18 protein-coding genes are annotated in these 23,752 nt (G+C 57.0%); 17 read left to right on the top strand and 1 reads right to left on the bottom strand.

All coding sequences use genetic code 11. The features are described 5' to 3' along the window. Positions 1–14: 14 nt before the first annotated feature. The 11 genes from tolQ to thiD all read left to right on the top strand — a co-directional run bounded on the left by tolQ (position 15) and on the right by thiD (position 12,347). Entirely contained in the window at positions 15–755 is a 741-nt protein-coding gene (tolQ, locus tag ACTIDN_RS04060) for a protein TolQ (protein WP_441376069.1), read from the top strand. A 3-nt stretch (positions 756–758) separates the two neighbouring features. Further along, entirely contained in the window at positions 759–1,190 is a 432-nt protein-coding gene (tolR, locus tag ACTIDN_RS04055) for a protein TolR (RefSeq protein WP_048838926.1), read from the top strand. A 30-nt stretch (positions 1,191–1,220) separates the two neighbouring features. Then, a complete protein-coding gene (locus ACTIDN_RS04050) occupies positions 1,221–2,213 on the top strand; it encodes a hypothetical protein (protein WP_048838925.1) in 993 nt (330 codons plus the stop codon). Positions 2,214–2,237: 24 nt separating this feature from the next. Further along, entirely contained in the window at positions 2,238–3,602 is a 1,365-nt protein-coding gene (gene tolB / locus ACTIDN_RS04045; protein WP_441376068.1) for a Tol-Pal system beta propeller repeat protein TolB, read from the top strand. A 422-nt stretch (positions 3,603–4,024) separates the two neighbouring features. Further along, a complete protein-coding gene (gene pal / locus ACTIDN_RS04040) occupies positions 4,025–4,504 on the top strand; it encodes a peptidoglycan-associated lipoprotein Pal (protein WP_048838923.1) in 480 nt (159 codons plus the stop codon). Between the two features lie 137 nt (positions 4,505–4,641). Continuing rightward, complete coding sequence (locus tag ACTIDN_RS04035; protein WP_441376067.1) at positions 4,642–5,520, top strand: hypothetical protein; 879 nt, start codon at positions 4,642–4,644, stop codon at positions 5,518–5,520. A 101-nt stretch (positions 5,521–5,621) separates the two neighbouring features. Further along, the gene (gene tilS, locus ACTIDN_RS04030) at positions 5,622–6,839 is read left to right on the top strand and encodes a tRNA lysidine(34) synthetase TilS (RefSeq protein WP_441376066.1); all 1,218 of its coding nucleotides are present in this window, start codon (positions 5,622–5,624) and stop codon (positions 6,837–6,839) included. Positions 6,840–7,007: 168 nt separating this feature from the next. Next, positions 7,008–8,942, top strand: a complete 1,935-nt coding sequence (gene ftsH, locus ACTIDN_RS04025; protein WP_441376065.1) for an ATP-dependent zinc metalloprotease FtsH — start codon at positions 7,008–7,010, stop codon at positions 8,940–8,942. Positions 8,943–9,015: 73 nt separating this feature from the next. Beyond that, entirely contained in the window at positions 9,016–10,059 is a 1,044-nt protein-coding gene (gene folP / locus ACTIDN_RS04020; RefSeq protein ID WP_441376064.1) for a dihydropteroate synthase, read from the top strand. Positions 10,060–10,188: 129 nt separating this feature from the next. Next, a complete protein-coding gene (gene glmM, locus ACTIDN_RS04015; protein ID WP_415508911.1) occupies positions 10,189–11,547 on the top strand; it encodes a phosphoglucosamine mutase in 1,359 nt (452 codons plus the stop codon). After that, on the top strand, positions 11,547–12,347 hold the full coding sequence (thiD, locus tag ACTIDN_RS04010; RefSeq protein ID WP_441376063.1) for a bifunctional hydroxymethylpyrimidine kinase/phosphomethylpyrimidine kinase: 801 nt from the start codon (positions 11,547–11,549) through the stop codon (positions 12,345–12,347). The genes glmM and thiD overlap by 1 nt, the downstream gene beginning before the upstream one ends. A gap of 11 nt (positions 12,348–12,358) precedes the next feature. On the opposite strand, the gene ACTIDN_RS04005 is transcribed toward thiD, so the two are convergent. Beyond that, on the bottom strand, positions 12,359–13,123 hold the full coding sequence (locus ACTIDN_RS04005) for a response regulator transcription factor (RefSeq protein WP_441376062.1): 765 nt from the start codon (positions 13,121–13,123) through the stop codon (positions 12,359–12,361). A gap of 490 nt (positions 13,124–13,613) precedes the next feature. Here ACTIDN_RS04005 and tsaE point away from each other — a divergent pair, with 490 nt between their 5' ends. The 6 genes from tsaE to ACTIDN_RS03975 all read left to right on the top strand — a co-directional run bounded on the left by tsaE (position 13,614) and on the right by ACTIDN_RS03975 (position 23,692). Further along, complete coding sequence (gene tsaE, locus ACTIDN_RS04000; RefSeq protein ID WP_441376061.1) at positions 13,614–14,075, top strand: tRNA (adenosine(37)-N6)-threonylcarbamoyltransferase complex ATPase subunit type 1 TsaE; 462 nt, start codon at positions 13,614–13,616, stop codon at positions 14,073–14,075. A 4-nt stretch (positions 14,076–14,079) separates the two neighbouring features. Next, positions 14,080–17,247: a double-strand break repair protein AddB gene (gene addB / locus ACTIDN_RS03995; protein ID WP_441376060.1), complete on the top strand. Its 3,168-nt coding sequence runs from the start codon at positions 14,080–14,082 to the stop codon at positions 17,245–17,247. Next, complete coding sequence (addA, locus tag ACTIDN_RS03990; protein ID WP_441376059.1) at positions 17,244–20,807, top strand: double-strand break repair helicase AddA; 3,564 nt, start codon at positions 17,244–17,246, stop codon at positions 20,805–20,807. Before addB ends, addA begins: the two co-directional genes overlap by 4 nt. A 131-nt stretch (positions 20,808–20,938) precedes the next feature. Beyond that, positions 20,939–21,265, top strand: coding sequence for a thioredoxin TrxA (gene trxA, locus ACTIDN_RS03985; RefSeq protein ID WP_048838914.1), 327 nt, complete (start codon positions 20,939–20,941; stop codon positions 21,263–21,265). 155 nt (positions 21,266–21,420) lie between these two features. Further along, positions 21,421–22,329 (top strand): acetyl-CoA carboxylase, carboxyltransferase subunit beta, encoded by a 909-nt coding sequence (accD, locus tag ACTIDN_RS03980; RefSeq protein ID WP_441376058.1) that lies wholly within the window; start codon positions 21,421–21,423, stop codon positions 22,327–22,329. Positions 22,330–22,339: 10 nt separating this feature from the next. After that, positions 22,340–23,692 carry a bifunctional folylpolyglutamate synthase/dihydrofolate synthase gene (locus ACTIDN_RS03975; protein WP_441376057.1) on the top strand — a complete coding sequence of 451 codons (1,353 nt, stop codon included), beginning with the start codon at positions 22,340–22,342 and terminating at the stop codon, positions 23,690–23,692. Positions 23,693–23,752 lie beyond the last annotated feature (60 nt).

Here is a 23,752-nt window from a genome sequence, read left to right as displayed (position 1 = left end):
ATTGCCCGGTAAGGGTGCAGAGGCAGGAGGCGTTTTTGGATCGTGCGGTTGACGCGGCAAATCTCGGCGGAACAGCGGCGGGAGACCTGTCCATTTGGGGCATGTTCATGCATGCATCCCCTATGGTCAAGCTGGTTATGCTGGGGCTTGTGCTGTGTAGCATAATGGTTTGGGCCATCATTTTTGATAAAATTGTAACCCTGCGGCGTATTAATAAGGCAGCCAGTGCGTTTGAAGACCGGTTCTGGTCTGGCGGCAGCCTTGATGACCTTTACGAGAGTGATGGTGCAAAGCCTGTCCACCCACTTGCTGCCGTATTTGGCGCAGCTATGGGTGAATGGCGGCGTTCAGCGCGTATTCCGGGTGTTGATCTGGTGCGTGGCGGCGTGAAAGAGCGCGTAGATCGTGCGATCATCATTACAGTCACCCGTGAGATGGACCGTCTGCGCCGTTGGGTAATTTTTCTGGCAACGGTTGCTCCTGTGGCACCGTTTATCGGGTTGTTTGGTACCGTGTGGGGTATCATGCACTCCTTCGCCAGCATTGCGGCTGAGCACAACACCAACCTTAGCGTTGTGGCTCCCGGTATTTCTGAAGCTCTGTTTGCAACAGCAATCGGCCTGATTACCGCTATCCCGGCTTATGTTGCGTATAACGTTATCAGCAACAGTCTGGATCTGTTTCAGGACCGTCTAGAAGGCTTTGGTACGGAGTTTGCTGCTATTCTTTCCCGTCAGTCTGAGGAAAGGGCGTAAGCCATGGGTATGCCATCGGGCGGAGGGGGGCGCAGGCGTCGGCGCCCAATGGCCGACATCAACGTGACACCTATGGTGGACGTCATGCTGGTGTTGCTTATCATCTTCATGGTGACATCCCCCATGATGACCAGCGGCGTGAATGTCGATCTGCCAAAAACCGATGCACGGCCAGTCAATACGGACACCAAGCCCATAACGGTTTCCATCCGTGCTGATGGCAGCATTTACATGGGTGAGTCCGAGGTTTCGGCAGACCAGTTGGTGGCGCAGCTCAAAGCGGCTGCCAATAATGACTCTGAGCACCGTATCTTTGTGCGTGGGGACACGCATATCGATTATGGCCGCGTCATGCAGGTAATGGGACAGATTACCGAAGGCGGCTTCACACACGTGGCCCTGCTGGCGCAGCAACCCGCCAGCAGTGGGCACTAAATTCCTCATATAGAGGGATAGGGTAAACTCATGGTGCGGCCACGCCGTTCCGAACAGCGCCTGCTCCGGCGGGCGCTCTATCTGTCAGGGGGGGCGCATATTGCGCTCCTTTTGGCCTTGCTGGTCACCTTGCCGCCTGTAGAAAAGCAGGAAGAACCACCACCGGTGGTTGAAATGCAGTTTGAAAGCGCAGAAACGGGTGGCTCTACGGCCAAGGCTTCACAGCCAGCCCCTAAACCTGCGCCTGCCCCGGCACCGGAACCAAAGGAAGCTCCTCCTACGCCAGAGCCACCTAAGGCCCTGCCGAATGAGGAAGCTCCACCACCACCTCCGCCGCCGCAGCCTATACCGCCGCCGCCCGTGCCGCAGACTGAAAAGCTGCCTGACACTCCTCTGCCGCCCAAGGCGGATGAGCCGTCTCCTGATGTGGTGAAAACGCCGCCTTCTCCGCCTGCGCCGCCCAAGGCTACGCCGAGCGTTGCGCCGCCATCACCTGTTACGGCACCCACGGATACCCTGCCGGATAATCCGCTGCCGTCGCATATCACGCAGCCGAACAAGGCCAAGAAAACGCAGGAAGAGTCACACTCTCTGCTGGAAACACTGGATGCCTTCCGGTCTGACCAGAAGCAGACTCACGCGCCTAAAGCCAAGGCTAATCCGGTACAGGGTGGTGCCCCTAATGGTGGCGGTTCTCCTACCGGAGATATTACCCGTAGCTTGAGTGTGGGTGAGCAGAAGGCCATTGGGGGCGCTGTCCGCCGTTGTTATACGGAAGACACGGCAGCTAAGGACTATGCAACCTTTGTGGCCCATCTGATTGTGACTGTGGATGCCGCGGGTGAAGCCCGTATCGTACAGTTTGCACCAGACACACAGGCAAAAATGAGTGCTGATTCGTCTTATCGTGCGTTAGCAGAGCGCGCACGGGCGGCTGTTCTCAGCCCTACCTGCTCCAAGCTGCCGATCCCCAAAAATCTTCTGGGCCAGACACGGCAGTTGAAATTTGTATTCCGGCCTTGATCGGGCCGCACGGAGGAAACACGAATGTTGACCAATACTCGGCCGCTTATTTCCGACCAGGATGCTGATTCTCTGAAGTCTCTGCTGCTAGAGCGCCGCACCCTTATGGGGGCTGGCCTGGCAGCAGGGGGTGTGCTTGCAACGCCGTTGTCAGCTTTTGCCGCAGCAGCGCAGCCGGAAGCGGAAATTACGGTTGATCAGGCGCGGACTGCACCTATCCCCATCGTGCTGCCAAATTTTGGTGGTGGTCTGGGGGCGCAGATTTCAGAAGTACTGAATAACGACCTGACCAACACCGGCCTGTTCAAAGTATTGCCGGGTGGTGCGTCAGGCGGTTCTCCGGATTTTGCAGCAGCCAAGTCCATGGGAGCCCGCGCACTGGTTACCGGGACCGTGGCTGGTAGCGGAAGTGTTCGCGTTGAAATGCGCCTTTGGGACGTACTGACACAGCAGCAAATTCAGGGCACAGCGTACACAACCTCTCCCGCTAACTGGCGCCGGATTGCCCATATTGTGGGTGACGTTATTTATGAGCGCATGCTCGGTGAAAAAGGGTATTTTGATACCCGCATTGCGTTTATTTCCCGCTCAGGCCCCCGCGCCCACCAGCAGACCCGCCTTGCTATTATGGATCAGGACGGCGCCAACAGCCGAATGCTGACAGCGGGCAACTGGTTGACCCTTACACCGCGCTTTAACCCGGTGAAGGATCAGGTGGCCTTCATGTCCTATGCCAACAACCGGCCCCGCGTGTACCTGTTTGATTTGGGTAGCGGCCGCCAGCAGATTCTGGGTGAGTTTGCGGGCATCTCCTTTGCGCCCCGTTTTGCCCCAGACGGCCGCTCTGTTGTGCTGTCGGTCACACGTAACGGCGGGTCAGACATTTTTGTGGTGGACCTTGCTTCCGGTGCACGCCGCCAGATCACGGCATCTGGCGCTATTGATACCAGCCCCAGCTATAGCCCTGATGGCTCCCAGATTGTCTTCAACTCTGACCGTGGTGGCAGCCCGCAGCTTTACATCATGAGCGCATCAGGGGGTGGGGCGCGCCGCGTTTCCTATGGCCACGGCACCTATGGGTCTCCGGTATGGTCACCACGTGGTGACCTGATTGCTTTTACCCGTATTGCCAATGGTAGCTTCTCTCTTGGGGTTATGAACCCTGACGGTACGGGTGAGCGGATTATGACCGAAGGCTTTACTGTGGAAAGCCCCAGCTTCTGCCCCAATGGCCGCGTACTGGCCTATTGCCGCCAGACACGTGCAGGTGCTGGTGGGGCAGGGTTCAGCTCTTCCATCGGTATGGTGGATATTACAGGCTTTAATGACCGCGTACTGCATACGCCGGGTCAGGCGTCAGACCCGGCCTGGTCTCCGCGTAACGGCTAATTTTTTTGCATTAAAGTTGCAGGAGGCGGGGGTGCTCAGGCACTCCCGCCTTTTTTATGCCGCATCTGTCCGGTTAGATCAGATTCTGTTTTGCGAATCGGTTGAGAATCACAGGTCGGGAAATCGTAAACCATTAGTTGTGGTAGGGGCATATCCCCACTCCCCAGATGGGGTTCAGACGTGCTGAAAGGGCCTTAATTGTGTCCTTTTGGCATCGTTTTGCGTATGGCTGTTACCCGAAGCTGAGATGTCGCTTGACCGGAACAATAAGCTATGGCTTACGGCAAGTAGTCTCCAAAATTCATCAGGCTCTTCGAAGGGTTCGGAGGGGAGCAGAGGAATACGCGGAGATGCAGACACAAAGTTGTTTTTTTTCTCCGATGTAGTTCCAATTCAGGAACTCGTTCTCAGGATCCGATCACATGAGACTGAAGTTTATCGCTGCGCTTGGTATGGTTGCCCTGCTTTCAGCCTGTGCGCATGAAAAGGCAGACACCGGTGCGTCTTCCGGCGCTGCGACGGCAACACAGCCGAGCGGCCCAGTTCCCGGCAGTGAAGCTGACCTGGTTGCCAACGTTGGCGACCGCATCTTCTATGACCTGAACAAAAGCGGCCTGACGTCCGACGCCCAGACCACCCTGCAGAAGCAGGCAGCTTGGCTGGCTCAGTACCCACAGGTTAATGTTGAAATTGCTGGTAACTGCGATGACCGCGGCACCGAAGAATACAACATTGCACTCGGCCAGCGCCGTGCAAACGCTGCACGTGACTTCCTGGTTGCTAAAGGCGTAGCATCTTCTCGCATTTCCACAATCTCCTACGGCAAAGACCGTCCGTCTGCTGTTGGTGATGACGAAAGCGCATGGGCCCAGAACCGTAACGCGATCACATCCGTTAAATAAGTTTCGGGTTCGTTCAGAGTTTGTCTGATAAAGCGGGTCGGGTGGTTTCACCCGGCCTGTTTTGTTATTCAGGCTCTTGTTTTTCGGGCTGGAATAATGAAATCCTTGCCCGTTTTAAAAAGGGTGAGGGTCTTTTCATGAAGCGCCTGTTTGTTACGTCTGTTTCTGCCCGTGGGCGTATGGCCGCGCTCTGCCTGCCTGCTCTGGCCGTGGGGCTTGCTGTGGCCCAGCCTGCTCAGGCTCAGGAGCTTTCCAGCCGTGAGGCTCTATCCCTGCAAAATGAGGTTCTGGCTCTCAAGCAACAGCTTAGCCAGCTTCAGGCGTCTGGTAGCACAGGTGGCGCTTTGGCCCCTCCGTCTGCCACGCCAGCCACGTCCTCCTCTGGTGCCAATGGAGACCTTACCGCGCAATTGCTGGAGCGGGTTAATACGTTGGAGCAGCAGCAGCGCGATATGCGTGGCGAGATAGACCAGCTCACCAATGACCTGCAAAAACAGACGGCCAGCTTGTCCAAGCAACTGTCTGATGCCCAGTTTGCTATGCAGAATGGCGGTGCTGCTGCCGCTGCTGCGCCGGCAGCGTCTGCTGCAACGGGTGCGGCGACCAAGAAAGATGGTGAAGCGCCAAAGGCTACAACACCGGAAGCATTGTTGGCAGCGGGTAAAGCCGCGCTGCAACAGAAGGATTATGCAGCCGCACAGGAAAATGCTGAAGGCGCACTTAAAAACGCTAAAGGTAATTTCAAGGTTGATGCCCAGTTCCTGCTTGCCCAGTCCCTTGCTGGTCAGAAGCAGTATCGTCAGTCTGCCGTGTCGTATTATGATGCCTACCGTCAGGCTCCCAAAAGTGCTCGTGCGCCAGATGCCCTGCTGGGTGTAAGTGCATCCCTGCTTGCATTGGGGGATAAAAAGGCTGCCTGTCAGGCTTTGGGTAAGCTGAAAACGGAATTTCCATCCCCAACTCAGCGTGTTTCTCATGCCGCAGAAATTTACGCCACACGGGGCGGCTGTTCATAATTTCCGAGACCAATCTTTCCGGAGGGCTGGCGCTTTCTCCTCCCTCCGTCACAGAGCCTTTTCGTGTAGCGCCCGTTACTCCAGAGCAATTTCAGGCAGTCATGGCGTCTCTTGGGCCGTGGGTGCCAGATTCTCCTGACTGTCCGGTAGGGATAGCGGTCTCTGGTGGGGGCGACAGCCTTTGCCTTGCATGGCTGGCCACATACTGGCGGAAAAACCTTCTGGCTTTTATTGTGGACCACGGTTTGAGGCCTGAGTCTGCGGCGGAAGCTACGCTCACTCAGGAGCGCCTGCGTGCACTGGGTATTCCCAGTCAACGGGTTACGCTCTCCCATCTCAAAAAAGGTCCCGGTATTGCGGAGCGTGCCAGAACGGCACGTTACGCTGCGTTGGTACAGATGTGCCGTGACCACGGGTGTGTTGATCTCTTGCTGGGTCATCAGGCGGATGATCAGGCCGAAACGGTTGCTATGCGCCAGCGGGCTAAAAGTGGAGCCAGAGGTTTGGCTGGCATGGCATGGGTGACAGCGTTGCCAGATGTACGGCTGGTGCGGCCACTGCTTGGGGTTTCACGCGTGGCCTTACGGAACACGCTGCTCCAGAACAGGGTGGAATGGGTAGATGACCCATCCAATGAAGACCGAAGTTCCGAACGGGTGCGGGTACGGCAGGCCTTCCGGCTGGAGCCCACAGCGCAGTTGGATGCATGGCTCACGGGAGCCCGCGCAGGAATTGCCCGAATGCAGCAGGAGCAGGACTATGCCCAACATCTGCTGGACCAAGGCCAAACCCTGACGGAATTTGGGTGGGCCTGTCTGGGAGCAGACCTGACCACAGCCTCTGAACAGGTAAGGGACCTCCTACGGGCTGTTGGCGGGCAGGGGTATTTGCCGTCATCAGACCGGGTGAGGGCGCTATGCCGGTCAGAGATGGAAAGAACACTGGCAGGTGTGCAGTTGACCCGTTACCAGCAGCACTGGTTTTTGCTGCGTGAGGCTGCTGCACAGGAAAGCTTTGTTTCTGTTGCGGATGGGGTTGTGTGGGACCGGCGTTTTGTGGTGTCCGTTCCCTCCACAGTTCAGGTCGAGGGACTTAGTCTTGGCGCAGCGGGTCTTGGTGTGCCAAGGGCAGCGCGCCGCGGCTGGCCTGCCCGGTTCTGCGCTACATTGCCTGCATTGTGGTACAATGGGAAACGTGTGGCGGTGCCGCACCTCGGATTATGGGATATGCAGCACTTGAAGCAGATTACCATAACCTTTCGTCCCCCTACGCCGTTATGTGGCGGTAGCCTGTATGGGGCAGAAGCTGGGCGCATTTGACAAAAATGCGTGACGCGGGGGACAATCTGTCAGAAAAACCCCCGGTGGCCTAGGAATACCCGACTGGCGCACCATTTATAAAAGCAGAGGTTGCATTTTCCGGCATCTGCCGTTCAGATTGGAGCTCTCTGGCGCTCTCGCACGATAAGTTATGGAAACACAGCCAAGATGAATAATTTAGGCCGCAATTTGGCTCTCTGGGTCAGCATCATCGCGCTGCTGCTTTTGCTGGTGAACATCTTCCAGCCGGGGAGCACACAACATGCGGCTCAGCAGCTCGCTTACTCTGACTTTGTCACGGATGTGGATACAGGCCGTGTGCGGTCCGTTGTCATGCAGGAGCAGACGATCTCCGGCACTCTGAAAGACGGCACTGCGTTTGAGAGCTATGCACCGCACGATCCCACGCTGGTTCCCCACATGGTGGAAAAAGGTGTGGAGGTTATCGCCAAACCGGTGGACCGTGAAGGAAGCCCGCTACTGCGTTACTTCCTGAATGCCCTGCCGGTGATTATCATGATCGGGGCATGGCTGTTCGTCATGCGCCAGATGCAGGGTGGTGGCGGCCGTGGTGCCATGGGGTTCGGGAAATCCCGTGCTAAAATGCTGACCGAAAAGCATGGTCGCGTTACGTTTGAAGACGTGGCGGGTATTGATGAAGCCAAGAGCGAGTTGCAGGAGATTGTGGACTTCCTGAAAGACCCTCAGAAGTTCACACGTCTTGGTGGTAAAATTCCGAAAGGCGTACTGCTGTGTGGCCCGCCTGGTACCGGTAAAACTTTGTTGGCCCGGGCCATTGCGGGTGAGGCCAACGTGCCATTCTTCACCATTTCCGGCTCTGACTTTGTGGAAATGTTCGTGGGTGTTGGTGCGTCCCGTGTGCGAGATATGTTTGAGCAGGGTAAGAAGTCTGCGCCATGCATTATCTTTATTGACGAAATTGACGCCGTAGGTCGCCATCGTGGTGCCGGTATGGGCGGCGGTAACGATGAGCGCGAGCAGACTCTTAACCAGATGCTGGTTGAGATGGATGGTTTCGAAAGTAATGAAGGTGTTATCCTGATTGCTGCGACAAACCGCCCGGATGTTCTGGACCCGGCTCTGTTGCGCCCCGGCCGCTTTGACCGTCAGGTCGTGGTTCCGAACCCGGATGTGGCTGGCCGTGAAAAAATCCTGCGTGTTCATATGCGCAAGGTGCCGCTGGCGTCAGACGTTGACCCACGTATCATTGCTCGTGGCACGCCTGGTTTCTCTGGTGCTGATCTTGCCAACTTGGTGAACGAAGCAGCCCTGGCTGCGGCCCGCCTTGGCAAGCGCACTGTTGCCATGCGTGAGTTTGAAGATGCAAAAGACAAGGTGTTGATGGGTGCCGAGCGCCGCTCCCTCGTCATGAGTGATGAGGAAAAGAAGCGCACAGCATATCATGAAGCCGGTCATGCGGTGACGGCTGTTCTGGTGCCGGAAAGTGAGCCCATTCATAAAGCTACCATTATTCCTCGTGGCCGTGCTCTGGGGATGGTCATGCGGCTCCCTGAAGGAGACCGCCTGTCCATGAGCAAAAAGAACTGTATTGCGCATCTGGTTGTGGCCATGGGTGGCCGCGTTGCGGAAGAGGTTGTTTACGGCAAGGACAATGTTTGCAACGGCGCAATGGGCGACATTCAGATGGCAACCCGTGTGGCCCGCAGCATGGTGACTGAGTGGGGTATGAGTGAAAAGGTTGGCATGATTGCTTATGCCAACGATGATCAGGGCGGCATGGGCATGTTTGGGGGAGCTGCCAAAAACTTCTCCGAGCACACCTCCATGGAAATTGATTCAGAAATTAAACGTCTGATTGATGAAGCTTACGATCAGGCTCGCACTTATCTGCATGATCATGTTGATGAATTGCACCGTCTGGCCGAGGCTCTGCTGGAATACGAAACCCTGACAGGGGAAGAAATTCGTCAGATTATGCGGGGTCAGCCGATTGAACGGGTTGAGATTGACGATACAGCCCCGGTAAACCGCCGGTCTTCTGTACCGCAGGTGTCTGGTCCGGAAATTACCAAGCCGGAATCAGGCGATGAAGGCGGAACCCCGGCACCCCAGCCTGTTTAAGGCTGGCATAGAGAACGAGCGTAACGGGAAGGCGGCAGCAATGCCGCCTTCTTTTGTGTTGTAGGCTAAAATTATGGACTTCATACGTCTGGCAGAACCCGCCGGCCTTCTTTACGGCCTTGCAGCGGAGGACGCATTGAGGGCAGGTAATGCTCTGCCTTTGGCAGGCGGACCTGCCGCATTTACTCAGGTTGACCTGATAGAGGGGACACAGCGCAGCGGGTTTATGCCCGTTGCGTCCATACCTGCCGGTTGGCTGCCTGTTGTAAAGCGTGTCACACAGCCGCCAGTATCCGGCACCTTGCCGGATGGCCCACAGGTTATGGGTATTCTTAACCTGACTCCAGACAGCTTTAGTGATGGTGGCCATCATAGTCAGGCTGAACATGCCTTGGCCGCAGGCATAAGGCAGGTACAGCAAGGGGCTGGTGTGCTGGACCTTGGTGGGGAAAGCACGCGCCCCGGCGCTCTGTCTGTCACACCTCGGCAGGAGTGGGAGCGGATAGGGGGTGTGCTTGAGCAGGTGCGTGCTCATCTCCCTGACACCGTATTGTCTATTGATACGCGAAACAGCTTTGTCATGGCACAGGCCCTGAAAGCGGGTGCGAATGTTATTAATGACGTTTCAGCCCTGATGCATGACCCTGAGGCATTGCCGTTATTAGCAGAGCAGGACTGCGGCGTGGTGCTTATGCACATGCGGGGCACGCCTGAAACTATGGCGCAGCATACACAGTATCAGGACATAGGATATGACGTGGTGCGTGAGCTGGGCGAGCGTGTGCACGCTGCCTGTGAGGGCGGTATAAGCCCGCATCGTCTGATGATTGACCCCGGTTTTGGGTTTGCCAAAACAGCAGAGCAAAATGTGCGTCTACTGGCGCGGTTGCCACTCTTGGCCAATCTGGGCTGTCGCGTTGTGGTGGGTGTATCGCGCAAACGCATGATTGGTGCCATAACCGGCGCGGATAACCCTCTTAAGCGAGACCCCGGTACTCAGGCTGCTTCTCTGGCAGGCTTAGCGCTGGGGGCGTCACTTTTACGGGTTCATGCTGTGGACGGTATGGTTCAGGCGGTGAAAGTCTGGCAGGCCGTACACGGCGCAGGACAAATTTAACCTCTTTCCCCTATGGTAGAGCGCTTTGTGGGCGCAAACCACAAGAGGGAGAGCCGCACATAAAAAAGCTATGGTTTCAGGCTTTTGTTGATGTGTGCCAAAAACGATAAAAGCAAGGAGAGCAGGCCCATGGGGTGCACGAAACGGTTATTTGGCACAGACGGTATTCGCGGGACCGCGAATATTGCACCCATGACGGTCGAAGTCGCACAGCGTTTAGGCCAGGCGGCGGGCCTGCGTTTTACACGCGGTGAGCACCGGCATAGTGTTCTGCTGGGTAAAGATACGCGCCTGTCAGGTTACATGATTGAAAGCGCGATGGTAGCGGGCTTTTTGTCTGCAGGTATGGATGTTACCTTGGTCGGGCCGTTGCCCACCCCAGCCATAGCCATGTTGACCCGCTCCCTGCGGGCGGATCTGGGGGTGATGATTTCAGCCTCTCACAACCCGTTTGGAGATAACGGCATCAAGCTGTTTGGTCCGGATGGGTTCAAGCTGTCTGATCAGGACGAATCAGAAATTGAAGATCTGATGGAGGCTGACCTTACGGGACGGTTGGCTACGCCTGAAAAAATTGGCCGAGCCTCCCGCCTGAACGATGCGGCCGGGCGCTATATAGAAGGTGCAAAGTCAACTTTCCCACGTAAGTTACGCCTTGATGGCATGAAAATTGTCATAGATTGCGCCAATGGTTCAGCTTACCGGGTTGCCCCTACGGCGTTGTGGGAACTGGGGGCAGAGGTTATTCGCATTGGTTGCACACCTGATGGCGTAAATATTAATGAGCAGTGTGGCTCCACCCATCCGGAAGCATTGTGTGCTGCCGTGGTTGCGCATGGTGCACATTTGGGTATTGCGCTGGACGGAGATGCAGACCGCGTTCTGATAGCAGATGAGACCGGTCACCTGATTGATGGTGACCAGATTCTGGCTCTTATTGCTCAGTCCTGGGCGCGTGAGGGGCGGCTTGCAGGGAATGCAATTGTTGCCACAGTCATGTCCAACATGGGGCTGGAGCGGTTTCTTGATGGCTTGAATGTTGGTCTGGAGCGTACTGCGGTAGGAGACCGCTACGTTGTAGAATGTATGCGTGCGAAAAATATTAACATTGGTGGCGAGCAATCCGGCCACATGGTGCTGACAGACTTTGGCACGACTGGTGACGGACTAACGGCAGCTTTGCAAATTCTGGCTGTTTTAGTTGAAGACGGGCGTCCGGCCAGTCAGGTGTGCCGTTTGTTCACACCCTTCCCACAGAAATTGCAGAATGTGCGGTTCTCCGGGCGTGACCCCCTGACAGCGGACTGTGTCATCAGCAAACGCGCAGAAGTGGAAAAAACCCTGCAAGGCCGCGGGCGTCTGGTCCTGCGCAAGAGCGGGACAGAGCCGCTGGTGCGGGTGATGGTGGAAGCAGAAGACGCGGCGTTAGTGCAGGAAACCGTGGCAGATATGTGCAAGGTTATTCAGGCCGTAAGCGAGCAGGCGTGATGCCAGTTCGTGTTTTCTCGATAGCGGGTAGCGATTCGGGCGGTGGTGCTGGCATTCAGGCAGATATCAAAGCCATAACAGCCCTCAAGGGCTACGCCATGACAGCGATAACAGCGCTGACTGCTCAGAACACTCTAGGGGTACAGGGTATTTTTCCTGTGCCCGCAGATTTTGTCCGGCAGCAGATACGATCTGTGCTTGATGATATCGGGACTGATGCCTTCAAGACCGGCATGGTGGGGGGAGCAGCAGAAGTGCAGGTGGTGGCGGAGGAAATCGCCCTCTATCGGCGTCAACACCCCACTATACCTGTGGTCGTTGATCCCGTTATGGTCGCAAAAGGCGGGGCCGCTTTGCTGGCGGACGATGTCGTGGGTGTTGTACAAAAAAAGCTGTTTGCTCAAGCAACAGTCATTACCCCCAATCTACCTGAAGCGGAGCGCCTGACGGGGCAGTGCATAACAACTCTTGCTGCCATGCGTACCGCGGCACGTCTACTTCATCAGGAAACCGGGGCAGCAATCCTGCTCAAAGGGGGCCACATGGAGGGAGATGACCTTGTTGATATAGTGGCGGATGAAACAGGATTGACCGAGTTTTTCAGTCAGCGTGTTCAGACCCGCCATACGCATGGCACGGGGTGTACGCTGGCCAGTGCATTAGCAACGTATTTGGCACAAGGCCTACAGTTACACCAAGCTGTTGATCACGCCAGAACGTATGTACGAAATGCCATTCTGTACGCACCAGAGTTAGGCAAAGGGGCTGGCCCCCTTTGGCATGCGCACTCTTTGACATAGGCGGACCAGGTTCATCCTGCCACCTGATGACGGAGGTTGGGTTCAAAACTTTGTGGGGCAACCAAAGGTTTGTTGGCAGGTGTAGGGATTGGATTTTTGCGGTTTTTAGGGTCGTTGAGGATATAGCCACGCCCCCAAATGGTAGAGATCAGGTTCCCTGCGCCAGCTTCTTGCAATTTTTTGCGTAATTTGCAGATAAAAACATCAATAATTTTTACATCTGGTTCGTCTCTGCCACCATAGAGGTGGTTGAGGAACATTTCCTTGGTCAAGGCAATGTCCTTCCTCAGGATCAGCAGTTCCAGAATCGAGAATTCTTTACCTGTCAGGTGAACCGGCTGGGCGTTGACGGTTACCGTATGTGTATTCAGATCCATAGTCAGATTGCCAATTTGCGTAACCGGGCTCGAATATCCGCCGGATCGCCGCAGAATAGCTTGTATGCGGGCTACAAGTTCATCAACGTCAAATGGCTTGGTCAGATAATCATCGGCACCGCTTGAGAAGGCCTTGATTTTGGAATGCGGTTTGTCGATGGCGGACAAAACAATGACCGGCGTCTGAATTTTCATGGTCCGCAGAGCGCTGATAATATCATACCCGTCCATATCCGGCATGATGAGCTCGATAATCGCAAGGCCGTAACTATAACTGCGCAGCATATCGAGAGCATCCTGCCCCGACGTTGCGATGTCTGTGACCAGCCCGGCCCGGTTTAAAAAAGGCACGACCTTTGTGGCCAAAGCCTGATTATCTTCTGCAAAAAGAATACGCATAGTGGTTTCATCTCCCCCACAGAGAGTGCATGTCACACCTATTAGTTGTGACATTAACGCTATAATATACCTTTAGATGTTTTTATAGAATGTAACGAAAATGTGATCGAATCAAAGTGTGTTTAATTTTCATAAAAAAATAAAGAGAAAACAAAAAGGAAACAAAAAAATTAATTATAAAACAATGTGATGAAATCAGAACAGAAAACGGAGACAGAGCAATGGTGAAGGCATATATGTTTGGAAAACAAAAACTCGATGTGAAATTGGTTACTTAAACATTTTCAAAAAATAAAAATAAAGCAATCAAAAAGAAATATTTATAACCAAAATTCGTTCTGTGTTGAGGCCAAGGAAAACAACTGAGACGGCATGATGGCTGCGTGGAAAAGTGGGTGCAGGGCCGTTGAGCCGTTACTTTGCTCTTATGTTCCTGTATGCGCGAGCCTAAGTTATTGGGTCTGTTATAGATGGTGCGGAAAGAGACGGCATGAGCAGCGCAGTAAAGCTGGACACTGAACACGCAACCCAAAATCTGGCCAGAATTATTGCGCGTCTTGCGCAACCTGGTGACTGTATTTTGTTGTCCGGTCCGTTGGGGGCAGGAAAAAGTGTGTTTGCAAGAGCTTTCCTGCGGGCCGTCTGTCAGGATGACGCGTTGGAAGTGCCGAGCCCCACCTACACGCTGGTCCAAACCTATGCAGCGCCTATGGGTAGCTTGTCCCATTTTGATCTGTGGCGGCTCAGTGGCCCCGATGAACTGGAAGAGCTGGGGTGGGATGAGGCCCGAGACGGTATTGTGCTGGTGGAGTGGCCAGAACGGCTGGAAGACCTCACACCCAATGCAGCACTTCACCTGACACTCTCTGTTCTGCCAGACGGTACGCGCCATGGTGTGGTGTCCGGCTGGTCTGACCGGCTCACTCCTCATGTTCTGTCGGAAGAACTGTAAGGTCATGTCTGTGGCACAACACGCAGGCACATCGTGGGGGGCTGGCGCGGTAAAACTCGCAACCATCCCGGCACATCTTCCCTTTCTTGATCAACTGGCATTGCGTTGGCTGAATGCAGCGCAATGGGACCCCCATGTTATGGGGGAGGGCACACTTATTCTCCCGGGGCGTCGTGCCGCGCGGGGGCTGACAGAGGCCTTCCTGCGGCACATGCAGGGAAAACCCATGCTTCTGCCGCGTATTCTGCCTATCAGTGCGTTGGATGAGGCTGAACTTGGTTTTGCTTCTGGCGTTGGGGGCGGTCACGGCCTTTCCCTTCCGCCCGCCGTGCCGGGCATGACGCGCCTTGCTGTCCTAACCCGCTTGGTTCTGCAGGCAGATAAAGCGTTTGGTACGCGGCCAACGCTGGATCAGGCATGGCCACTGGCCAAGGCTTTGACTGAATTGATGGATGAGGCCGAGTGGGCGGAGGTCGATCTGGCTGAGCGGCTACCCAATGCCGTGCAGGAAGGTTTTGCCGAACATTGGCAGATCATTCTTCAGTTTTTGGAAATTGTTACAAAATCTTGGCCGAAATGGTTGCAGGAGCAGGGGGTTATGAACCCTGTTGCACGGCAGGTGGCGCTGCTGCGGGCGCAGGCGGCGTTATGGCGCAATCAGGCTGAACAAGGGGATGCCACGCCTCTCTGGGCGGCGGGTTTTACCAATATCATGCCTGCCACAGCTGAGGCTCTGCGGGCAGTTATGGCCTGCCCCGCAGGGCTGGTGGTGGTGCCAGGGCTGGATATGGCCATGCCGGAGGACGTCTTTACCACACTGTCAGATAGCCACCCTCAAGCAGGGTTGAGTTGTCTTTTGGCCGCCTTGGGAGCCACGCGGGCAGATGTCAGCCTGTGGGAGGGGCAGGGCGGTTTTCCTGAGCGAACACACGCCTTGCAGCGCGCTTTGCTGCCTGCTTCTGCGTTGGAAGACTGGGCGCAGGATGGTCCAGTTACCCTGCCTCATGTCTCCCGGCTGGACACGGCAGATCAGCAGGAAGAAGCTGTGGCAATAGCCATGATCATGCGGGACGTGATTGTGCAGCCCGGAAAGCGTGCGGCGCTGATTACACCAGACCGCGGTCTTGCCGCTCGTGTTGTGACGGAACTTGTGCGTTGGGGCGTGCTGGCGGATGACAGTGGTGGAGCGTCCCTGATTGGCACACCCGGCGGGGTGCTGTTGCGGCTTGTCGCCCAGTTGGTGGAGAGCCGTTATGCGCCGGTTGCTCTACTGTCCGTTCTCAAACACCCTCTTGTAGCCTGCGGGCTTTCGGCCGGGGTTTGCCGTGCCTCAGCCCGTTTGCTTGAGCGTGTGGTCCTGCGTGGCCCAGCACCGTCACCGGGTTTTGCAGCATTGCGTAGGGCTGTGGAGCATGCACTGGCTGAGCAGGCCCGGCATGAGAAAAAAGCTCAGCAGGTTGAGGCGGGCGCTGAAGCGGACCGCCCTTTTGGGCCGGAGCCGCTCCTTGCCTTTATGGACCGGCTTGCCGTGTGTCTGGCACCAGTTCTGGCGTGGCCGGATGAGACTGCCCACCCGGATGCTCTTTCTCTGCCTGTGCATGTTACAGCGGGTCAGCCGGGTTTTCATGCGCCCGTGCCAGACTTGCTGGCTACCCTTATTCAGACGGTTGAGCGCCTTGTTGCGACCGACACGGAGGACGCGCCCCAGCGCTTGTGGCGCGGGGAGGAAGGCAACCTGCTGGCGGGTAAACTGACAGAGTTGATGCTGGCAACCGATATCCTGCCCCCACAACCTCCCGCTGTTCTGGATGGGTTGTTAAGTGCCGTTCTGGCGGAAGAACGCGTTGCCAGCCGCCGGGGAGGAGACCCCGCCGCCCTGCACCCACGTGTTCTGATCTGGGGTTTGTTTGAAGCACGGCTTCAGACGGCGGATACAGTTATTCTCGGCGGGCTGGCGGAGGGGGTATGGCCCCCTGTCGCTGATGCAGGCCCTTGGATGAGCCGTCCCATGCGGCAGGAGGTAGGGCTACCGTCACCCGAGCAGGCGATTGGTCAGGCCGCACATGATTTTTTTGCGAGCGCCACAGCAGCGGCGGAGGTTGTTTTGTCCTGCCCCCGCAGGCGGGAAGGCGCTCCTGTTGTGCCTGCCCGCTGGTTGTCCCGGCTGGATGCTTTTCTGGCGGGGCGGGGTGCCAAAATACCGCATCATCCTGCGACCGCATGGTTGCATGGTTTGGACAGGCCACAAGGTCCGGCACAGGCGGCCTCTCCGCCACGCCCGACTCCGCCGGTTGAACTCCGCCCGCGCAGGCTGAGTGTGACGGAAATAGAAACATGGATGCGGGACCCGTACGCTATTTATGCGCGCCATGTTCTGCGCCTGTTACCCCTGCCGGAACTTGAAGAAGCGGCAGATGCCTCTGATTACGGCATGATCGTGCATGCAGCGCTTGAACGGTGGTTTGCAAAGTACGGGACCACGTGGCCAGCACAGGCGGAAATGGAATTGCAGGCGCTCTTCCGGGACGTGTTGCAGGAGCATACGCTCCGGCCTGCCTTGCGGGCGTGGTGGGAGCCACGCTTGATGCGGATTGCAACATGGGTGGTGCAGGCCGAGGAGGCACAGCGTGAGCAGAATGGGGCACCCCATGCCATTAAAACAGAACTGCGGGGCAGGGTGGATATTCCTGATGCACCGTACAAACCCTTTAGCCTTGTAGGCCGTGCTGACCGCATAGATTTTGATGCAGAAGGTCGCCTGATCGTGCGGGACTACAAAACCGGCACGCTACCGTCCACGCGTGATGTGCTGCATGGCTGGAGCCCACAATTGCCGTTGGAGGCCGCTATGGTGGTGCGTGGTGGTTTTTCCGGCCTTCCCCTGCCCCAGACAGGTGCCGCGCCGGATATTGCTGGGCTGGTTTACTGGCGTCTGACAGGGGGTGCTGAACCGGGAGAAGAAGTGACTATTACAGCGGAAAAAGGCGTATCCCTGACAGACCTTGCTGAACAGACATGGGCTAACCTGCGGGAGCGCGTTGCCGCTTATGATAACCCGGAACAACCGTATCTATCCCACCCTCATCCGGGGCAGGAGCCCCGGTTTGCAGATTATGCCCGTCTGGCCCGTGTGCCGGAATGGAACAGCGCCCGCTCGGAGGATGAGGCATGACCTCTGTTCAGTCTTCTTCCGATGCCATTGCACAGGCCAACACCCAGCAGGGGCTTGCGTCTGATCCCACAGCATCCGTCTTCGTGTCAGCATCGGCCGGAAGCGGAAAAACCAAACTTCTTATTGACCGCCTGCTCCGCCTTATGTTGCCCCGGCGTCTTGAAAATGGGGAAATTACGCCCGGTAGCCACCCGGCCCGCATCTTGTGCCTAACCTTCACCAAGGCTGCGGCTGCGGAAATGGCCATTAGGCTGCAAAAACGGCTTGGGGAATGGGTCACGTTGTCAGACCCCCAACTGGACCGTGAGCTACAGTCTTTGTTTGTGCCCTGCACGGCGGAAACACGTCGCCGCGCGCGTGCTCTGTTTGCCGATGTGCTGGATCTGCCGGGTGGCATGCGGATTGGCACTATCCATGCCTTCTGCCAGTCCCTTTTGCGGCGTTTTCCGCTTGAGGCAGCCATGAACCCGCATTTTACGGTCATGGAAGAAACGGATGCCTCCCTTGCCCTGCTAGGCTGCGTGGAGACAGTGCTGGGTGAGCGGAATGCCTCGGCGCTGGCCCCATTGGCGGGGCAGATAGGGCTGGGAGATTTTGTCTCTCTTGCTGGCACGTTACGCCACAAACCACAGGCAGAGCGTATTCTGGACTGGGCGCTCAAGCAGCCGCAGGACATACCAGTCATCGTCAGCCGGGTGCTTGGTCTGTCTGCCAGCACGCTCAAAGGGTCTGACCTTGAGCAAAAACAGGCAGCCTGCACGGATTTTGCCGGGGAGGCCGCGTTGCGCACCTTTCTGGGCATATTGGCTGATGAAGGGACAGACACGGTCAAACGGAACGTGGTGCTGTTGCTGGACTGGCTTGCCTTGCCGCCCGCGCAGCGGGCTGAGAATTGGGCAGTATGGCGTAACGGCCTGTTGACCAAAGATGGCAAGCCACGCAGCCGAGGGCTTATTACAACCAAGCTGAGCACCAAATACGCGACACAAGCTGAGTATCTGGTGCAGGAAGCCGAGCGTATTCTAGGCGTTGAGGAAGTCCTGCGCGCTCGCGGGCTGGCGCGTCTTGGCGTGGCCCTGTTGCAAAATGCAGCCCCTGTTGCTGCCTTGTATGCGAGCCGCAAAACCCAGCGAGGGCTTGTGGAGTATGATGATCTTATTCGTCGTACCTTAGGTCTTTTGCGGGAGCCGGGCGCGGCTTGGGTCATGTACAAGCTGGATGGCGGGATAGACCATCTGTTGCTGGACGAAGTGCAGGATACCTCCGCCGAGCAATGGAGCATTGCTGGTGATTTGACGGAAGAATTTTTTGCCGGGGAAGGCACCCGCACACTGGAAGAAAGCCCCCGAACGGTCTTTGCCGTGGGGGATTACAAGCAGTCGATATACGGGTTTCAGGGGGCAGATCCGCAATCGTTTCGGACTTGGCGGCGTGTATTCCAGAACAGGGCACTGGCTGCGGGGTTGCGCTGGCGTGAGCCGGAACTGACTGTCTCGTTCCGGTCCACAACGCCTGTTCTGCGTTTGGTGGACGCCGTGTTCTCTCTTTCGGACGCAGCGCAAGGCGTGGCGGAGGAAAATGGGCGTGCCATGCAGCATCAGTCTGCTCGCCCCGGGCAGGGGGGGCGCGTTGAGTTATGGCCGTTAGCCGACTCGGGTGTGGAAGAAGAGGACCCGGCAAGTCCATGGGCGCCAGCGGTTGCCAATGCAACGCGGCAAAACCCCCGGCAAAAATTGGCCGATACACTGGCCCGCCACATTGCGCGGGAACTGGCAACGCCACCCCAACCCGGCCAGAAGGCGCTTACACCCGGTGATGTGCTCATTCTGGTGCCGCGCCGGTCTCCTTTTGTGACGGCCCTGATCCGTGCCCTGAAAACCCAGAATGTGCCGGTGGCAACTTTGGTACGGACTGGTCTGGCTGACCAGTTGGCTGTGCAGGACCTTATGGCGTTGTGTTCAGCACTGCTACTCCCGCAGGATGATCTGACTTTGGCGTGCGTGCTGACCTCGCCTCTGGGTGGGATGTCAGATGACAGCCTGATGGTTCTGGCAACGGGCCGTAACCCGGCAGCACCCTTATGGTCGGCCTTGCGGGAGCGGCATAAGGAGCGCCCTGACTGGCAAAAGGCTTGGGCCTTGCTGGATAGTCTGTTCCACCGTGTGGATTATCTGACCCCGCACGAACTGTTGTCAGAGGCGTTGGGGCGTGCCGGAGGCCGTGCCCGCTTACTGGCACGGCTTGGGCCAGAAGCGGCCGAATCGATAGATGAATTGCTCTCTGCTGCTCTGCGGTATCAGGAGCAGCACCCACCTTCTTTGCAGGGGTTTGTGCATTGGCTCCGTAATTCGGAAGAAAGTGTAAAACGTGAAGCCGAAGCTGGGGGTGACTCCGTAAGAGTCATGACCGCACACGGCGCAAAAGGGTTACAGGCCAGACTGGTGATTCTGCCAGACACAGTCAGTAAACCACGGTACGAAGATCGCCTTTTCTGGACCAAAGACAAGCATACCGGCTTGGATGTGCCGCTCTATGTGCCGCGCGGCGCTCTGGCTACAGGCCTTACCCACACCCTGCGTGCCCAAACGCAGGCTAGCGCGGTCGAGGAATATAACCGCCTACTCTACGTTGCTCTAACCCGCGCAGCCGAGCGGCTGATTGTGTGTGGTTGGATGCCGGGCCGCCATATTCCGCCTGAAAGCTGGTATGAGCGCTGCCGTCAGGGGTTTGAAGCCGCAGGAGCACAGGCTCAGGCTTGGCAGGAGGGGGACTGGAGTGGTGAGGCGCTGGTTCTGGAAGAACTGCCTTTACCGTCTCAAGCACCGGCCGCTCATAGCGCTGGCGCGGTAGAGAGCGTTCACTCTGAACCGCCTGCCTTGCCAGACTGGATGGGGCAGGCTCCGGACTGGCGCCCCACACCGTTGCCTGTGGAACCTCCTCTTGCGCTGCCTCTGGCCCCCAGTCGACCAGATGATGCCATGCTCGGGCCGCTTCCGCCTGTGCGTTCTCCGCTTGATGTTGCCAGTATTACACCTGCGGCCGCGCGGGAGGCTGCGTTCCGGCGCGGTAATCTGGTTCATGCCTTGTTGCAATATCTCCCGGCACAACCAGCTGCCCACTGGCCGCATCTGGCGCAAGAGTGGCTGGCACGGCCTGCCAGCGGCCTGCCAGCGGAGGATGCAGCTCACCTTGCCAAGCAGGTGCTAGGGGTGTTGGCATTGCCCGATCTGGCGCCGCTTTTTGCTCCAGAGGCCCGGCCGGAGCAGAAGCTGGCCGGTATTGCCGCCGGTCAGGTCATTGTAGGGCAGGTGGACCGTATGCGGGTGCTGCCAGACCGTGTGCTGGTCTGTGACTTCAAGAGTGGACGGCACATGCCCCGCACAAGTGCGGGAACGCCTGTCCTGTATTTGCGGCAGATGGCCGCTTATCGTGCTCTGTTGCAGGGGTTGTATCCTGACCGGCCCGTTGTGTGTGTGCTGGTCTGGACGGAGGGCCCGCGGGCCGATGTTCTGCCCGATGCAGTGCTGGATGCCCATGCCCCCACACATCCGCCATCTTGACCCGGTGCCAGACCACTCTAAGTGTAAGGACATACGTTTGGGGTGAGGCCGCAGGCTGCATCGCCCCAAAACAGGCATAACGGGTAGAGTGGTGGGGCTGTTTGCCCCATTCCAATACAGGAGAAGAAACAATGAGTGACCATACACGCGCTGTAAGCGATGCCAGCTTTGATGCCGATGTTCTGAAGGCTTCCGGCCTTGTGCTGGTTGATTTCTGGGCAGAATGGTGCGGCCCCTGCAAAATGATCGGCCCGGCTCTGGAAGAAATTGGCAAAGAATTTGCTGGCAAGGTTACTGTCGCCAAAGTGAACATTGACGAAAACCCCAACACACCCACCACGTATGGCGTGCGCAGCATCCCCACCCTGATGCTGGTGCGGGATGGCAAAGTGGTTGAAACCAAAGTGGGTGCGCTGCCAAAAAGCCAGCTTAAAGCATGGGTTGAAGGCGCACTTTAAGCGCTTGTCTGCCTAACGCTTTTGCCCTTTTGCCCGGCAGTGCACTCGCCTGAGTATGGTGCATAATGCTTGGCAGAAGGGTATAAGCAGCGTAATGCACAGGCCAACATGGGCGTGCAGCCCCTTCTTTTTATCGCGCAGTGACAAGGGTTACGATGAGCTGGATCACCGAATATGTCCGTCCTAAAATTCGCGGACTGTTACGCCGTGAAGTGCCGGATAATCTGTGGACCAACTGCGAGTCCTGCAATCAGATGGTGCTGACCAAGGAACTGCACAAAAACCAGAATGTGTGCCCCCATTGCGGCCATCACATGAAGGCACTGGTAGCAGACCGTTTGAGCTGGACGTTTGATAATGGGGACTTTACCCGTATTGAACTGCCGTCTGCTCCGGTTGACCCGTTGGGCTTTCGGGATCAGAAAAAATATACAGACCGCCTGAAAGATGCGCGGTCCAAAAGCCATGTCGATGAATCTTTGATTGTGGCGCATGGCACCATTGGCGGTCATTCCGCCGTTGTGGCTGTTATGGCGTTTGAGTTCATGGCAGGCACCATGGGCGCGGCCTTTGGGGAGCGGTTTGTGGCAGCGGCCCGTCTGGCTGTTCTACAGAAATCTCCACTTGTCATTTTTACGGCCTCCGGCGGTGCGCGTATGCAGGAAGGCGCTATCAGCCTGATGCAGATGCCCCGTACAACCATTGCCGTGCAGATGCTCAAGGAAGCAGGTCTGCCCTATATTGTGGTGCTGACTAACCCGACAACAGGCGGCGTTACGGCGTCTTTCGCTATGTTGGGTGATGTGCAGATTGGGGAGCCTAACGCTCTTATCGGTTTTGCAGGCCCGCGTGTTATTCAGGATACAGTGCGCGAGAAGCTGCCAGAAGGCTTCCAGCGGTCAGAATATCTGCTGGACCACGGGATGCTCGATATGGTGGTGAACCGTAAGGAGATGCGCGAAACACTCGGTCGCGTTATCGGGTTGCTGACCCGTGCGTCAGCCGATGTCACGGCCCCGCCGCCAGTAGCAACGCCAGAACCAGCCGCTTCCGCTCCAGCCTGAGACTAATACCGTGCCAGCATCAGCCCCCGGCGTTCCGCCCACTACCGAGTTCTCCGGACGTACGGGGGAGGTGCTGGAAAGGCTGAACCGTTTATATCCGGCCTTAATAGACCTCTCGCTTGGTCGTCTGGAGGCTTTGCTGGCCAAGCTGGGTAATCCGGAAGCAAAGTTGCCGCCGGTTATTCATGTGGCTGGTACCAATGGCAAAGGCAGCACCTGTGCGACCCTGCGTGCCATTGGTGAGGCAGCAGGCTGGCGTGTGCATGTCATGACATCCCCCCATCTGGTGGATGTAACCGAGCGCTTCCGTATTGCCGGTAAACTGGTGAGCGAAAGCGAACTGGTTTCTACGCTGGAAGAAATTGAGCATATCAACGCTGGTGCGCCGATTACAGTTTTCGAGGTGCTGACAGCTGCAGGTTTTCTGCTCTTTGCCCGTCACCCGGCAGAGTTGGCTATTATTGAGGTTGGGCTTGGTGGTCGGTGCGATGCGACCAATGTACTCAAGCGCCCAGCAGCCTGTATTGTGACCTCTGTCTCCATGGATCACGAGGCCTTTCTGGGCGATTCTCTTGCCGCTATAGCAGGGGAAAAAGCCGGTATTTTTAAACCCGGTGTCCCGGCTGTGACAGGGGCGCAGCCCGATTCTGTTATGCAGGTGCTTGAAGCGGAAGCCACCAAAGTTGGCGCCTCCCTCAACCGGCGTGGGCATGAATGGCAAATTGTCGCCAATGGTGGGGAAGAGGGCGAGGGTAAACCGACTTCTCTGACCTACACGGATGCTCACGGTAGCCTGACTCTGCCATGCCCGGCTCTCTCCGGCCCGTGGCAGGTGGAAAATGCCGGTCTGGCCGTTGCCGCTCTGCGGGCGACAGGTCTGCCACTGCCGGACAAGGCATGGGATGGTATTGCACGTGTTTTCTGGCCAGCCCGTATGCAGCGCCTGACTGGCGCTCTTGCAGCGCAGGTGCCTGAAGGATGGGAAGTCTGGCTGGATGGTGGCCATAATCCCGGTGCAGGCCACGCACTCGCCAAAGAACTGAAAAACTGGAACGACCGCCCTCTGCATTTGCTGGTTGGCATGAAACAGACCAAGGATGCCTCAGGCTTTCTTGACCCCGTATTGCCTTACGCCACCACTGTTTGGGCTATCAGTGAACCCACACAGCATCTTGCGCTACCGGTAGACGCTATTGTTGCGGCGTCTGGCGGTAAGGCAGAAGTGGGACCAACTCTGGCGCAGGCCTTAACAAGCCTTAAGCTGCATGCCCAGAACACCAGCCCGGCCCGCGTGCTGATATGTGGCAGCCTGTATTTAGCCGGGGTGGCGTTGACGCAGGACGGGTGGACGCCAGAGGCCTAACGCTAGGGCGCAGCCTGACAAAAAGGGTGTTTTAGCACTTTTTCCAGTGGGAAAAGACGG

This window comes from Acetobacter sp. (assembly GCF_052102375.1).
In the GTDB taxonomy this organism is placed as follows: Bacteria; Pseudomonadota; Alphaproteobacteria; order Acetobacterales; family Acetobacteraceae; genus Acetobacter.
This window is presented reverse-complemented; position numbering and strand designations above follow the sequence as displayed.

Bases quoted from the DNA above. Each gene is read 5' to 3' on its own strand.
- tolR (WP_048838926.1), top strand. From the start codon at position 759: ATGGGTATGCCATCGGGCGGAGGGGGGCGCAGGCGTCGGCGCCCAATG.
- ACTIDN_RS04050 (WP_048838925.1), top strand. From the start codon at position 1,221: ATGGTGCGGCCACGCCGTTCCGAACAGCGCCTGCTCCGGCGGGCGCTC.
- tolB (WP_441376068.1), top strand. From the start codon at position 2,238: ATGTTGACCAATACTCGGCCGCTTATTTCCGACCAGGATGCTGATTCT.
- pal (WP_048838923.1), top strand. From the start codon at position 4,025: ATGAGACTGAAGTTTATCGCTGCGCTTGGTATGGTTGCCCTGCTTTCA.
- ACTIDN_RS04035 (WP_441376067.1), top strand. From the start codon at position 4,642: ATGAAGCGCCTGTTTGTTACGTCTGTTTCTGCCCGTGGGCGTATGGCC.
- tilS (WP_441376066.1), top strand. From the start codon at position 5,622: ATGGCGTCTCTTGGGCCGTGGGTGCCAGATTCTCCTGACTGTCCGGTA.
- ftsH (WP_441376065.1), top strand. From the start codon at position 7,008: ATGAATAATTTAGGCCGCAATTTGGCTCTCTGGGTCAGCATCATCGCG.
- folP (WP_441376064.1), top strand. From the start codon at position 9,016: ATGGACTTCATACGTCTGGCAGAACCCGCCGGCCTTCTTTACGGCCTT.
- glmM (WP_415508911.1), top strand. From the start codon at position 10,189: ATGGGGTGCACGAAACGGTTATTTGGCACAGACGGTATTCGCGGGACC.
- thiD (WP_441376063.1), top strand. From the start codon at position 11,547: ATGCCAGTTCGTGTTTTCTCGATAGCGGGTAGCGATTCGGGCGGTGGT.
- ACTIDN_RS04005 (WP_441376062.1), bottom strand. From the start codon at position 13,123: ATGCGTATTCTTTTTGCAGAAGATAATCAGGCTTTGGCCACAAAGGTC.
- tsaE (WP_441376061.1), top strand. From the start codon at position 13,614: ATGAGCAGCGCAGTAAAGCTGGACACTGAACACGCAACCCAAAATCTG.
- addB (WP_441376060.1), top strand. From the start codon at position 14,080: ATGTCTGTGGCACAACACGCAGGCACATCGTGGGGGGCTGGCGCGGTA.
- addA (WP_441376059.1), top strand. From the start codon at position 17,244: ATGACCTCTGTTCAGTCTTCTTCCGATGCCATTGCACAGGCCAACACC.
- trxA (WP_048838914.1), top strand. From the start codon at position 20,939: ATGAGTGACCATACACGCGCTGTAAGCGATGCCAGCTTTGATGCCGAT.
- accD (WP_441376058.1), top strand. From the start codon at position 21,421: ATGAGCTGGATCACCGAATATGTCCGTCCTAAAATTCGCGGACTGTTA.